Annotated in this window: 9 protein-coding genes; 7 read left to right on the top strand and 2 right to left on the bottom strand. The window is 70.8% G+C overall.

Annotated elements, in window-relative coordinates:
- Positions 1 to 130: 130 nt before the first annotated feature.
- A complete protein-coding gene (locus tag ACVNF4_RS00280) occupies positions 131 to 1,144 on the bottom strand; it encodes a hydroxyacid dehydrogenase (RefSeq protein ID WP_461800548.1) in 1,014 nt (337 codons plus the stop codon).
- 363 nt (positions 1,145 to 1,507) lie between these two features.
- Here ACVNF4_RS00280 and ACVNF4_RS00275 point away from each other — a divergent pair, with 363 nt between their 5' ends.
- The 7 genes from ACVNF4_RS00275 (at position 1,508) to ACVNF4_RS00245 (ending at position 12,332) form a co-directional block, all read left to right on the top strand.
- On the top strand, positions 1,508 to 2,857 hold the full coding sequence (locus tag ACVNF4_RS00275) for an extracellular solute-binding protein (protein WP_461800547.1): 1,350 nt from the start codon (positions 1,508 to 1,510) through the stop codon (positions 2,855 to 2,857).
- Entirely contained in the window at positions 2,854 to 3,834 is a 981-nt protein-coding gene (locus tag ACVNF4_RS00270) for a carbohydrate ABC transporter permease (protein ID WP_461800546.1), read from the top strand. The genes ACVNF4_RS00275 and ACVNF4_RS00270 overlap by 4 nt, the downstream gene beginning before the upstream one ends.
- A complete protein-coding gene (locus ACVNF4_RS00265; protein ID WP_461800545.1) occupies positions 3,831 to 4,667 on the top strand; it encodes a carbohydrate ABC transporter permease in 837 nt (278 codons plus the stop codon). Before ACVNF4_RS00270 ends, ACVNF4_RS00265 begins: the two co-directional genes overlap by 4 nt.
- Positions 4,668 to 4,720: 53 nt before the next feature.
- The gene (locus ACVNF4_RS00260) at positions 4,721 to 6,241 is read left to right on the top strand and encodes a glycosyl hydrolase family 28 protein (RefSeq protein ID WP_461800544.1); all 1,521 of its coding nucleotides are present in this window, start codon (positions 4,721 to 4,723) and stop codon (positions 6,239 to 6,241) included.
- The gene (locus ACVNF4_RS00255) at positions 6,238 to 9,336 is read left to right on the top strand and encodes an alginate lyase family protein (RefSeq protein ID WP_461800543.1); all 3,099 of its coding nucleotides are present in this window, start codon (positions 6,238 to 6,240) and stop codon (positions 9,334 to 9,336) included. Before ACVNF4_RS00260 ends, ACVNF4_RS00255 begins: the two co-directional genes overlap by 4 nt.
- A 22-nt stretch (positions 9,337 to 9,358) precedes the next feature.
- Positions 9,359 to 10,615 carry an alginate lyase family protein gene (locus ACVNF4_RS00250; protein ID WP_461800542.1) on the top strand — a complete coding sequence of 419 codons (1,257 nt, stop codon included), beginning with the start codon at positions 9,359 to 9,361 and terminating at the stop codon, positions 10,613 to 10,615.
- 124 nt (positions 10,616 to 10,739) lie between these two features.
- Positions 10,740 to 12,332, top strand: coding sequence for a carboxylesterase/lipase family protein (locus ACVNF4_RS00245; protein WP_461800541.1), 1,593 nt, complete (start codon positions 10,740 to 10,742; stop codon positions 12,330 to 12,332).
- 88 nt (positions 12,333 to 12,420) lie between these two features.
- Here the strand turns inward: ACVNF4_RS00245 and ACVNF4_RS00240 are convergent, their stop codons facing one another.
- On the bottom strand, positions 12,421 to 13,491 hold the full coding sequence (locus ACVNF4_RS00240; RefSeq protein ID WP_461800540.1) for a LacI family DNA-binding transcriptional regulator: 1,071 nt from the start codon (positions 13,489 to 13,491) through the stop codon (positions 12,421 to 12,423).
- Positions 13,492 to 13,571: the final 80 nt, after the last annotated feature.

Here is a 13,571-nt window from a genome sequence, read left to right as displayed (position 1 = left end):
CCTTCCTGTCGTGGGGGTCCACCGGCCTCGGACGCCCCCTCGGTCCGAGCCGGTGACGGAAAGGTATCCCAACGCCGAGAGCCCCGTCCGGGCCTGTGGATAACTTTTGTTCGCGCAGGTCAGAGCCGTGTCAGGCGACTCTGTCGAGGTCCGCGTGCCGCACCTCGTGCACCAGCGGGAGCCCCTCCGCGAGCCGCTCCGCCTCGGAGACGACGATCTCCCCGAGCCGTCGCAGTTCGTTACCGAGGGAGCCCGCGATGTGCGGGGTGAGGATCACGTTGGGCAGCGTGTAGAGCGGCGAGCCGGCCGGCAGCGGTTCCGGGTCGGTGACGTCGAGGACCGCGCTCAGCCGGCCCGACACCACCTCGTCGGTCAGCGCGGCGTGGTCGACCAGCGCACCCCGGGAGGTGTTGATCAGGACGCCGCCGTCGGGGATCAGCGAGAGGCGGGCCCGGTCCAGCATGTGGTGGGTCTCGGGGATGTCCGGCGCGTGCAGGCTGACGATGTCGCTGCGCGTCAGCAACTCCTCCAGGGACATCAGCCTGGCACCGAGCCGGGCCGCCTCGCCGCTGTCGACGTACGGGTCGTGCAGCAGCACCTCGAAGTCGAACGGCCGCAGCAGCTCCAGCAGCCGCCGCCCCACCCGGGACGCCCCGATCACCCCGACCCGGCGGCCCATGTTGCCGATCGGCGCCGTCTCGGCGGGCGTCGGCTGCGCGTGCGTGAGGCGGTAACTCTCGCGCAGGGAGAAGAAGTTCTTCCCGGCGAGCAGGATCGTCGCGAGCGTGTACTCGGCGACGGGGACGGCGTTGGCGGTGACCGCGCTGGAGACGCTCACGCCGCGCCCCCACAGGGCGTCCCCGACCAGGGAACGGACCGAACCCGCGGCGTGCAGCACGGCACGCCGCTTCGGCGCGGCGGCCAGCGCGTCGGCGTCGAGGCGCGGGCAGCCCCAGCCGGTGACCAGGATCTCGGCGTCGGCCAGCGCGGAGACGGCCGCCGGGTCGGTGAAGTCCCGCACGACGAGCGCGGGATCGATGTCGGCCGCCCGGCGCAGCCGCTCCAGCACCGGCTCCGGGAACAGCAGGGGCAGGTGCACCGGATCCATGGCGAACACGGCCCTGGGCGGCGGGGCACTGGGCATGACTCTCCTGAGGACGTGTACGGGAAACGTTTTCTGAAAGCGTCTTCTACCGTAGATCTGCCGTTGAGCCATGGTCAATCGGTCGGGACGGATCAACTGGACCGCCGGTTTCTGTGTGGGTCGGGCGAAGGGAGCAGGGGGCTTTGGTGCCTCAAGTCGCTGCTCCGACATGGTGTTTTTGCAGATCAGGACGGTTCTCCGGCGATGCGCGGCCCCTCCGGGGGGACGGCTGGGTGCGGGCCCGGAGTTTTCGAAAACATGCGCAAACCCTTGACGGGTCCCGCCGGGCGGCAGAAGCTCAGCCCACTCAGCCGTAGCAACCGGTTGCTATGCGTTCCTCGCATTCCAGAAAGGCGAGACCCCATGCGCCCCCACTCCGCCACCCCTCCCAGCCGCCGCAGATTCCTCGCGCTGTCGGCCGGCGGGGCCGTGGCCGGTGCGGCGGCGCTGAACGGCTGCGCCCTCCAGGTGTCGGGCTCGGTGAGCGGCGGGGACGAGACCGTCACCGTGATGGTCTCGCCCGGTGACATCACCCCCGAGCAGGTCAAGCAGGCCAAGGCCGACCTCGGCGTCACCATCGAACTGGTGAAATGGGACGTCACCAAGCTCATCGCCATGCTCACCGGCGGGAACCCGCCGGACCTGGTGCGCGGGGTCGGCGCCGTCGACGCGCCGTACTTCGCGGCCCGTGACGTCGCCGAGAACCTCGACCCCTACTTCGCGCGCTCCACCGTCCTCAAGGCCGACGACCTCGACCCCGTCAACGACCTGTGGCGCTTCGACGGCCGCGCCCAGGGCAAGGGGCCGCGCTACGGCATGGCGAAGGACTTCTCCCAGGACTCCATGTACTGGTACAACACCACCCTCTTCGACGAGGCGGGCGTCGCCCACCCGCCTCTCACCGAGCCGGTCACCTTCGAGGAGTGGCAGGAGAACGCGGTCCGCCTGGTGCGGCGCAAACGGGGCCAGACCGTCGTCTTCGGCGGCGGCTACGGCGGCCTCACCCGCTCGACGCTCCTCGCGACCCTGACGGCCTCCGCCGGCGGGAACCTCTTCTCCGACGACTTCACCCGCGTCGACTTCACCACCCCGGAGGCCCGCAAGGCGCTGGCCTGGTACATCGACCACTGCCGCACCAAGGTCGGGTCGAGCCTCATCCAGCCTGACCCCAACGGCTGGGACGGCCCCACCTATCAGGCGGGCCGGCTCGCGATGTCCAACTCCGGCTACTGGCTGGGCGGGATGATCGGCACCGACCCGAAACTCGCCGCCGTCTCCCGGCTCGCACCCGCCCCGGTCTTCGCGGGCGGCCCCCGCATCAGCGCCTGCCAGGGCGCCACCGGCATGTGGATGCCGAAGAAGGCGAGGAACAAGGACGCCGCCTGGCGGGTCTTCGAGTGGTTCTTCGGCGAGGGACCCGCCAAGGACCGCGCCGCAGGCGGCTGGGGCATCCCCAGCCTCAAGTCCCTCCGCCCTCTGATGCCGCATCAGAACGCCGCTCAACAAGAGGTGCTGCGGGTGCAGAACGAGGAGCTGAAGCGGTTCTCCGTCGTCTCCTTCACCCCCTACACCAGCGCCGACGCGATGGACGCCCTCTTCAACCAGGCGGCGCCCGCCGCGATGAACGGCTCGATCTCCGTCGACACCCTCGCCGGACAACTGAACGACACCGTCAACGAACAGCTGAAGCGCGGTAAGGAGCAGGTCGGATGACGGTCGATCAGATCACGGCGGCGCCCGCACGGGCCGAGACGCCGCCGGTCCGCCGGGGGCGCGGCACGACGATGGTCGCCCGCCGCCACCGGGCGTTCTACCTCTTCGTCTCCCCCTGGATCATCGGCTTCCTCCTGCTGACCGTGATCCCGATGGGATACGCGCTCTGGCTGAGCTTCACCACGTTCGACGGGCTCTCGCCGCACTGGAGGTTCATCGGCCTCGGCAACTACCGCGAGCTGATGGACGATCCGGTGACCTGGCGGGCGCTGGGCCGCACCGGGCTGTTCGCGGTGACGTCCGTACCGCTGTCGATCGCCGCCGGGCTCGGGCTCGCCGTCCTCCTCAACCGGCCTTTGCGGGCACGGGGGTTGTTCCGGACGCTGATCTATCTGCCCGCCGTGGTCCCGCCGGTCGGCGCCGGGCTCGCCTTCAAGGCGCTGTTCGACCAGAACTCCGGTGCCACGAACGGGACGTTGACCTTCTTCGGCTTCGACGCCGTCGGCTGGCTCGCCGACCCCTACGCCCGGTACGTGCTGCTGATGACGGTGCTGTGGGCAGCCGGCAACATCATGATCATCTCGCTGGCGGGGCTCCAGGACGTCCCCCGCGAACTCCACGAGGCGGCCCGCCTCGACGGGGCGAGCGCCTGGCGGACGTTCCGCAGCATCACCGTCCCGCTGCTGTCGCCCGTCCTGCTCTTCCAGACCGTCACCGGGATGATCGCGTCCGTCCAGACCATCATGCCGATGCTGCTCGCGCCGCTCGGCGACACCGGCGGGGTCACCACCGTCCCGCAGTCCAACTACCTGTACATGATCCATGTGTTCGCGCAGTACTTCGCGCTCGGCCGCTACGGCTACGCCTCCGCGCTGCTGTGGGTCCTCTTCGTCATCATCCTCGCCGTCACGGGACTCCTCTTCAGGTTCACGTCCGGTGCGGTCTTCTACAACGTCGACCCGGAGGCGAAGAAGTGATCACCGGTATCCGCGTCCGCACCGGCCGCCTCGTCCTCTACACCGGCCTCGTCGCCCTGACGGGCCTGTTCCTCGGCCCGTTCGGCTGGCTGGTCCTCACCGGCCTGAAGACGTCCGGGGAGTTGGCGGCCTCCCCTGTGCACTGGCTGCCCGACCACTTCCAGTGGCACAACTTCGCCGACGCCTTCACCCGGACCGACTTCCTCGGCTACGCCCGCAACTCCCTGATCATCGCGTTCATCTACGCGACTTTGGTGACGCTCAGCTCCGCCTGGGTCGGCTTCGGCTTCGCCCGGCTGTCCGCGCCCGGCAAGAAGGTCCTCTTCGGCATCCTCATCGGCTCGATGATGCTGCCCCAGATGATCACCCTGCTGCCGACCTACCTGATCTTCGCCCGGCTCGGCATGGTCGACACCTACTGGCCCTGGGTGCTGTGGGGCCTGTCGTCCGCGCCCTATCTCGTCTTCCTCTTCCGCCAGTTCTTCGCCGGGCTGCCCCGCGAACTGGAGGAGGCCGCGATCATCGACGGCGCCGGATACACCGGGATCTTCTGGCGGATCTTCCTCCCGCAGTCCTGGCCCGTCCTGGCCGCGAGCTTCATCATCGCCTTCACCTGGACCTGGGGCGACTACATCGCGCCCCAACTCCTGCTCTCCACCGACCGCACCACCCTCGCGGTCGCCGTGATGACGACCTACGTCACCCCCTCCGGCGCCCCGGTCACCGAACTCCAGGCCGCCGCCTCGGTGATGTACGTCGTCCCGATCCTCCTGGTCTTCCTCGTCGCCCAACGCGGCTTCGTCGCCGGGATGTCGACGTCCGGACTCAAGTAACTCCCCTTCCCCTGAGCCTTCCTGGCTTCGAGCCGCCTCCAAGGAGCCCCCGCATGAACACGTCCCTCTCCCGCCGAACGGCCCTCCAGGCGGCCGGCGCCGCCACGCTCGCCGCCGGCCTCGCCGGGGTGACGGCAGGCACCGCCCGCGCCGACGGCGACGGCCCCACACCGAAGCTGGTCACCTACCCCCGCCCGGCCGCCATGCCGACGAACACCAGCTACAAGGTCCGCGTCCGCACCGCCCCCGACGGCGACTGGCAGACCCTCGACATCTGGCGCCCGCAGCTCGCGGAGATCAACCCGGCCACCGGCGGCAGCAAGATCTACAACTCCTCCCTGGTCTCCTTCGACTTCCAGGGCCGCGTCGAGATCGAGGTGACCTACCTCAAGGGCGGCACCACCAAGGTCCGCGTGCGGCCGGACTCCTACGGCATCAAGCCCGAAGTCCTCGGCGACACCCTGCGGTTCACCCTCGACGAGCCGCGCAACATCGTCGTCCAGATCAACGACGACGTCTTCGACGTCCTGCACGTCCTCACCGGCAAGGTGAATCCGGCCCCGCCCAAGGCCGGTGACCCGGACGTCGTCTACTTCGGCCCCGGCGTGCACACCGTCACCGGCGGCACCCTCAAGGTCGCCGAAGGACAGACCGTGTACCTCGACGGCGGCGCGGTCCTCAACGCGACCGTCACCTTCCAGGGCGTCCGCAACGCCCGCCTGGCCGGCCGAGGGTTCATCAACTCGTCCGCGTCCGGGGCGGTGTTGGTCGAGAACAGCGAGAACATCCGCATCGAGGACTTCACCTCGCTGAACCCGAACGGGTACGCCACCACGGCCGGCAGCAGCAGAAACATCCACATCGAGGGTCTGCGCTCCTTCAGCTCCAAGGGCTGGGGCGACGGCATCGACCTCTTCTCCTGCGAGAACGTCGTCATCGACGGCGTCTTCATGCGTAACTCCGACGACTGCGTGGCGATCTACGCCCACCGCTGGGACTACTACGGCAACACCCGCAACGTCACCGTCCGCAACTCCACGCTCTGGGCCGACGTCGCGCACCCCATCAACATCGGCACGCACGGCAACACCGACAACCCCGAGGTCATCGAGAACCTGCTCTTCCAGAACATCGACATCTGCGACCACCGCGAACCGCAGATGAACTACCAGGGCTGCATCGCCCTCAACCCCGGTGACTCCAACCTGATCCGCAACGTCCGCGTCGAGGACGTCCGGATCGAGGACTTCCGGTGGGGCCAGGTCATCTTCATGAAGGTCACGTACAACACGAAGTACAACACCTCCGTGGGCCGGGGCATCGAGAACGTCTACATCAAGAACCTCACCTACACCGGCACCAACGCCAAGCCCTCCCTGCTCCTCGGCTACGACGCGGAACACGCCATCAAGAACGTCACGTTCGAGAACCTCGTCGTCAACGGGCAGACCATCGCCGACTCGATGAAGAAGCCGGGCTGGTACTACACCACCGACGTGATCCAGTGGTTCGCCAACGAGCACGTCGTCAACCTGAAGTTCATCACCACGGCGGAAGCGCAGGCCGGCAAGTGAGTCCCATCAGCCGCCGCGGACTGCTCGGTTCGTCCGCCGCCCTGTTCCTCGCCGCCGGGACGAGCACCCTGGCAGTCCCGGCGGCGAGCGCCAAACCCGCTGATGCGCAGGGCGGTTCGCCCGCGAACTTCGTACATCCCGGCCTCCTGCACACCGCCGACGACCTGGCCCGGATGAAGGCCGCCGTCGAGACGAAGCAATCCCCGGTGTACGACGGCTACTTGGCGCTCGCCGCACACTCCCGCTCCCAGAGCACCTACACCGTCCAGAACACCGGCCAGGTCACCTCCTGGGGCCGGGGCCCCGGCAACTTCCAGGGCCAGGCCGTCTCCGACTCGGCCGCCGCCTACCAGAACGCCCTCCTGTGGGCGGTCACCGGCAACCGCGCGAACGCCGACAAGGCCCGCGACATCCTCAACGCCTGGTCCGCCTCGCTGACCATGGTCACGGGCGCGGACGGCCCGCTCGGCGCCGGCCTCCAGGGCTTCAAGTTCGCGAACGCCGCCGAACTCCTGCGCCACACCGGCTACGACGGCTGGGCCGAGGCCGACATCGCGCGCTGCGAACGATCGTTCCTCGACGTCTGGTACCCGGCGGTCTCCGGCTACATGCTGTACGCCAACGGCAACTGGGACCTGACGGCCATTCAGACGATCCTGGCCATCGGGGTGTTCTGCGACGAACCCACCCTCGTCGAGGACGCCCTGCGGTTCGCGGCGGCCGGCGCCGGCAACGGCAGCGTCGCCCACCGCGTCGTCCAACCGGACGGCCAGGGACAGGAGTCGGGCCGCGACCAGGGCCACGAACAGCTCGCCGTCGGCCTCATGGGCGACATCGCGCAGGTCGCCTGGAACCAGGGCGTCGACCTGTGGGCCTTCGACGGCAACCGCATCCTCGCGAACGCCGAGTACGCCGCCCGCTACAACCTCGGCGGCGACGTCCCCTTCACCCCCGCCCTCGACCGCACCGGCAAGTACATCAAGCAGACCGTCTCCGCGATCAGCCGCGGCGGCCTCCCCCCGATCTACGAGATGTACCTCGCCCACTACGCGGGCGCACGCGGCCTCGACGCCCCGAACACGAAGGCGGCCGTCTTCCGGGGCACGGGCGGCACACGCGTCGTCGAGGGCGGCAACGACGACCTCCCGAGCTGGGGCACCTTCACCTACGCCGGGACGACGGCCCCGACGCCCCGCGTCCCCGCCGCCCCGGCCGGGCTCACGGCGGCGGGGGAGGACCGCGCGGTCCGCCTCGCCTGGCTGCCGTCCGCTTTCGCAAGCGGTTACGCGGTCCACCGCGCCACCCACCCCGCCGGGCCCTACACCCTGCTCACGACAGGCGTCGGCGCACCGGAGTACACCGACACCGCCGTCCGGCCCGGACGGCAGTACCACTACACCGTCACCGCCGCGAACAACCTCGGAACCAGCGGGAGTTCGACGGCCGTGAGCGCGAGCTGCGGGCTCCCCGGACCCTGGACGAGCGGGGACCTCGGAGCGGTGAAGATCCCCGGGACGAGCCGCTACGACGGGGAACGGTTCGTCCTTGAGGCGTCCGGCACCGCCGACACCTACCGGTTCGCCCACCTCCCGCTGATCGGCGACGGCTCCGTCACCGCGCGGATCGTGTGGCCGCTCAGCTCGCAGTACTCCAAGATCGGGGTCACACTTCGAGCATCGGCCGACCCCGACGCGGCACACGCCTCGATGCTGATCCAGGGGCTTCCGCTGCACACGTGGAGCGGCGTGTGGAGTACGCGCGTGGCCTGGGGCGGGGCTGTCTCCGCAACCGGTTCCACACCCGTACCCCCCACCCAGCAGGAGGCGATCAGCATCAAAGCCTCCTTCCCCATCTCCAGCCTCGGCACGCTCCCCGAGTCGGCGACCCCGCTCGAAGCGCCGTACGTCGAGGGCGCGGGCGACGGATACCGGCTGCGGGCGCCCTACTGGGTCCGCGTGACCCGTAAGGGCCGCCGCTGCACCGGCGAGATCTCCCCGGACGGCGTCCACTGGACCGAGGTCGGCTCCACCGAGGTCGCGCTCGGCCGCACGGTCCGCGCGGGCCTCGTCCTCACCTCCAGCCTCGGCGTCGACGAGACGTACGCCCAGACCGGCACCGGCGCCTTCGACAACGTCACCGTCACCGACAGCGCCGGCACGGTGTGGCGGACCCCGCCTCCCACCCGGACCGTCACCGACCTCAAGTCCGGCCCCGGCGGCCTCACGTGGACCGACCCCGACCTGTCCGCCCGGTACAGCGTCCTGCGCGCCCCGCGTGCCGGGGGCCCCTTCCGGACCGTCGCGACCGGCGTCGGGCCTGTCGGCTTCGGCACCCGCATCCGCTGGACGGATCCGACCGCCGAGACCGGGACGACGTACCAGTACGCCGTCGCCAAGACCAACTCGGCGGGCTGCGGGCCGCGTTCACAGCCGGTGGCGGCCTCGGTGCCCGGTGGACGCACGGTCACGCCCCTGCCCGAGAGCAGCGTCCCCGCCCCCTGGACCGCCGGCGACCTCGGTGACGTCGTCACCGACCGGTCCGCGTTCGGCACCCTCGGCGTCGCCGCGATCCTCACGCCCGGCAGCACCTCGCACACGGACGGCACGTTCACCGTGCGCGGCGCGGGTGTCGACCTCAACACCAACAACCAAGGGATGACAGGCCAGTTCGTACGACGGCAGGTCAGCGGGGACTGCACGGTCACCGCGCGACTGCTGTCCCGGGAGGGCGCGAGCGCCGACCGGGTCGGGCTGCTGATGGCCAAGTCCCTGAGCCCCTTCGACCTCGCCGCCGGAGCCATTGTCACCGGCGGGAGCACCGCGCAGCTGATGCTGCGGCCGACGGTCGCCGGAGCCTCCGCGTTCACCGGCGGGACCGCCGTCCAACTCCCCACCCTGCTACGGCTGAAGCGCACGGGAACCGCTTTCGCCGCGGCCGTCTCCACCGACGACGGCGTCACCTGGACCACCCTGGCCGAGGGTACGGTCCCGCTCTTCGGTGACGCCCCCTACCACGTGGGCCTCGTGGTCTGCTCACGCGACCAACAGGCCCTCGCCACCACACAGTTCGCCGAGGTGATCGTCACCTCCGGATAGACGGACGGGAGCCCCACCCCCTATGAGCCGCACACCCCAGAGCACCGGATCCTCCCAACTGCCGAGCCGCCGCACCCTGTTGAGGACAGCGGGCGGCCTCGGCGCCGCCCTCGCCCTCGGCGGGACGGCGTCCGCACTGACCCCCACCACCGCGGACGCCGCCCCGGCGGCCTTCACCCACCCCGGCATGCTGCACAACGCCGGGGACATCAACCGCGCCAAGGTCCGCGTGGCCTCGGGCACCGCCCCCTGGCTCGCCGGCTGGAACAAACTGACCGCCAACTCCCACTCGGCCGCCACCTGGACGAACCGTGCCACGGCGACGATCGTCCGGGGCGGCGGCTCCGGCGAGAACTACCCCCTGCTGTACAACGACATCGCCGCCGCCTACCAGAACGCCCTGCGCTGGAGGGTCGGGGGCACCGAGGCCAACGCCGCCTGCGCGGCGAAGATCCTGAACGCCTGGTCGAAGACGCTGACCACGGTCACCGGCAGCGCGGACCGCTTCCTCGCCGCCGGGATCTACGGTTGGGAGTTCGCCAACGCCTGTGAACTCATGCGCGGCTACTCGGGGTTCGACCTCGCCGCCGCCCAGGAGATGCTGGCGAGGGTCTTCTACCCGCTCAACAACCAGTTCCTGAACGACCACAACGGCGCCTGCATCACCAACTACTGGGCCAACTGGGACCTTTGCACCATGGGTTCCGTCATGGCCATCGGCATCCTCAACGACGACGCCGCCAAGTACAACCAGGCCGTCAACTACTTCAAGTCCGGCGCGGGCAACGGCGCCATCAAGAACGCCGTGCCGTTCCTGTACACCGACTCCGACGGCTACGCGCTCGGCCAGTGGCAGGAGTCGGGCCGCGACCAGGGCCACACCGTCATGGGCATGGGGCAGATGGGCGCGATCTGCGAGATGGCCTGGAACCAGGGCGACGACCTGTACTCGTACGACGACCGGCGGTTCTTCAAGGGCGCCCAGTACGTCGCCAAGTACAACCTCGGCCTCGACGTCCCCTTCACCACCTACAAGTGGGGCAGCGGCCAGAACTGCTCCCAGCAGTCCCAGACGACCGTCTCCGCGTCCGCCCGGGGCCAGGCCCGCCCGGTCTGGGCGCAGCTGCACTACCACTACAACCGGAGGCTGAACCTCGACGACAAGTACATCGCCCGGATCTGCGCCGCCGTCGCCCCCGAGGGCGGCGGCGGGGACTACGGGACGACGAGCGGCGGCTTCGACCAGCTCGGGTTCGGCACGCTGATGTACGCCAAGTAGCTCCCAGGTACCCCGAGCGGGTACCCCGAACGGCCCTCCGAGCGGCTCGTGCACCGGAATACCGGGCATCCTCGTAGTGCTCTGGTACTACCGGTGCACGAGTGTGCGAAGGGCTGGTGGGCGCATGACAGCAGGCCGAGCAGCAGGCCGGACGGACCCCGTGGTCAAGACCCCCTACGGGGCCGTACGCGGCAGACACGAACAGGGCGTCGCGGTGTTCCGGGGCATCCCCTACGGGGCGGCCCCTTTCGGCCCCCGGCGCTTCCTGCCCCCCGTACCCCCCGAGTACTGGACCGGCGTCCGCGACGCGGGCACGTTCGGGCCGACCGCACCGAAACCGCCGTACTCCGAGGCGTTCGCGCAGTTCCTCACCGACCCCGACATCCCCGGGGACGACTGCCTCAACCTCAACGTGTGGACGCCCGAACCCGGACCCGGCGCGCGGCTCCCCGTCGTCGTCTGGTTCCACGGCGGCGCCCTGACCAGGGGTTCCTCAGCCGTCCCGGTGTACGACGGCACCTCCTTCGCGCGCGACGGCATCGTGTTCGTGTCGATCAACCACCGGCTCGGCGTCGAGGGGTACGGCCTCTTCCCGGACGCCCCCGCCAACGCGGGACTGCGCGATCAGCTCGCCGCGCTGGAGTGGGTACGGGACGCGATCGCCGGGTTCGGCGGGGACCCTGACAGGGTCACCCTGATGGGACAGTCGGCCGGTGCGATCAGCATCGGCGCCCTCATCGCCGTCCCCCGCGCGCAGGGCCTGTTCCGGCGGGCCGTACTCCAGAGCGGGGCGCCCGAGGCGTCCGACCGGGACAAGGTGCGGCGGATGGTCCGCCGGATGGCCGGGCGGCTGAGGATCCCGGCCACCGCCGAGGCGTTCGCCGCCGTCGACCGGGACGTGCTGCTGCGCACCCAGTACGAGGTCGGACGGCTCTCCAGCCCCGTCCTCGGCGGGCCCGCGTTCGGGATCGTCGTCGACGGCGACCTCGTGCCCCGCGACCCGCTCCAGGCTCTGACCGGCGGCGACGTCGCCCGGGGCGTCGATCTCCTGCTCGGCTGGACCAGCGACGAGTACCGGCTCTGGCTCGTCCCCGGCGGGCTCGTCGAGCGCGTCGACCGGCTCGGGCCCGTCGCCCTCGCCGGGGCCATGGCCCGCTGCCACTGCGGCTCCGAGGTCCCGCGCGGCTACCGCGCCCTGCACCCGGACGCCGGACCCGCCGAGATCGTCGGCCAGATGGTCACCGACCACATGCTGCGCCGCCCCCTGCACCGGCTGGCCGACGCCCGCCCCGGGACGTCGTACGTGTACGAGTTCGCCTGGCCCTCCGGCCGGCCCGGACTCGGCGCCTGCCACTCCCTCGAACTCGGCTTCGTCTTCGACGCCGGCACCTCACCGGACTCCGTCAAACTCGCCGGTGAGAACCCTCCGCAAGCGCTTGCCGCCGAGATGCACGGGGCGTGGACGCGGTTCGTGAAGACCGGCGACCCCGGGTGGGAGGCGTGGCACGCCGGGCATCCCGTACGGGTCTTCGGGGGCAGCGAGACGCGTACCGTGCCCGGACTGCGGGACGCCGATCTCGCCCTGTGGGACGCGGGGACGGTCGTCCCGCACCAGGCCGCCGTTGTGGAACCGCTTCCCGCGCGGTCGCTGCGCGGGACCGAGCTGCGGTCGGTGGTACGGCGGCTGCGGAGGGCGGGGTCGGACCGGGCGCGGTAACCGCTTGCCGGGCGTTTCCGGGCGGGGCCGGTGTGCTGCCCGGGGGCTTGAGGTTCGGAAAAGCTCCAGCGCGTCCGGCCCCGCGGCCTCAGCCCTCCGCGCGCGGCGGCTTCACCGAGTCGCGGACCACGACGTGCGTCCCCAGCAGGAGATGCTCGTCCGGGGCGCCCGCCGCGCGGCCCAGGGCGGTGCGGACGGCGACGCGGCCCAGCTCCTCGTACGGGACGTGGACGGTCGTCAGCGCCGGGTACAGGTCGCGGGCGTAGGGGATGTCGTCGTAACCGGCGAGCGAGACGTCGTCCGGGACCTTGAGGCCCGCCTCGTGCAGGGCCGTGAGGGCGCCGGCGGCGACCATGTCCGTCGCGGCGACGACGGCCGTGAAGTCGAGGCCGTCGTCCAGAGCCTGGCGCATCAGGCGGTGGCCGGAGTCGCGGGTGAAGTCGCCGTGCAGGACGAGCGCCGGGTCGACGTCCATGTCCCGCGCCCGGTGCGCGCTTGTGTAACCGCGTTCACGGCCCTGCGCCGTCGTGTGGTCGGGACGGCCGCCGAGGAACAGCACCCGGCGGTGGCCCTGCGCGAGAACGTGCGCGACGAGAGCGTGCGCGCCCGACTCGTTGTCGTACTCGATGACCGTGACCGGAGCGCCCGCATCCAGCGGCGGACGGCCGCACAGCACCAGGCGGGAGCCCGCCGAGGCCAGCCCGTCGGCCATGCGGTGGGTGCGCTCGCGGTACTCCGGGGTGTCCGCCGTGCCGCCGACGAGGATCACGGCGGCGGCCCGCTGCGCCCGCATCATCTCCACGAACTCGGTCTCCTGGCGGACGTCGCCCTCGGTGCCGCAGACCAGGCACAGATGGCCGTGCCGGGCGGCCTCGCGCTCCACGCCGTACGCCATCAGCGCGAACGACGGGCCCGTGATGTCCTCCAGGACGAACGCCAGCGTCGGTGTGCCCACGCCCGCGATCGCCTTGGCGCGGGCGTCGGCGACGTAGTCCAGCTCACGCACCGCGACCAGCACCCGCGCCCGGGTCGGCGCGCTCACCGGATACACCCCGCCGAGCACCCGTGACACCGTCGCCGCCGACACCCCGGCACGCGCCGCGACGTCCCGGATGTTGCTCCGTCGGACTTCCCCGGCTTCTTCGGTCTTCCTGGTCATGCGCTCCACCCCTCCTCGCCCCGCGAGAGCCCCGTTGCCCCGCGAGAACCGCCGTACACCCCGGGAACCGTGGAAACACT

It is taken from the genome of Streptomyces sp. S6, assembly GCF_054880855.1.
This window is presented reverse-complemented; position numbering and strand designations above follow the sequence as displayed.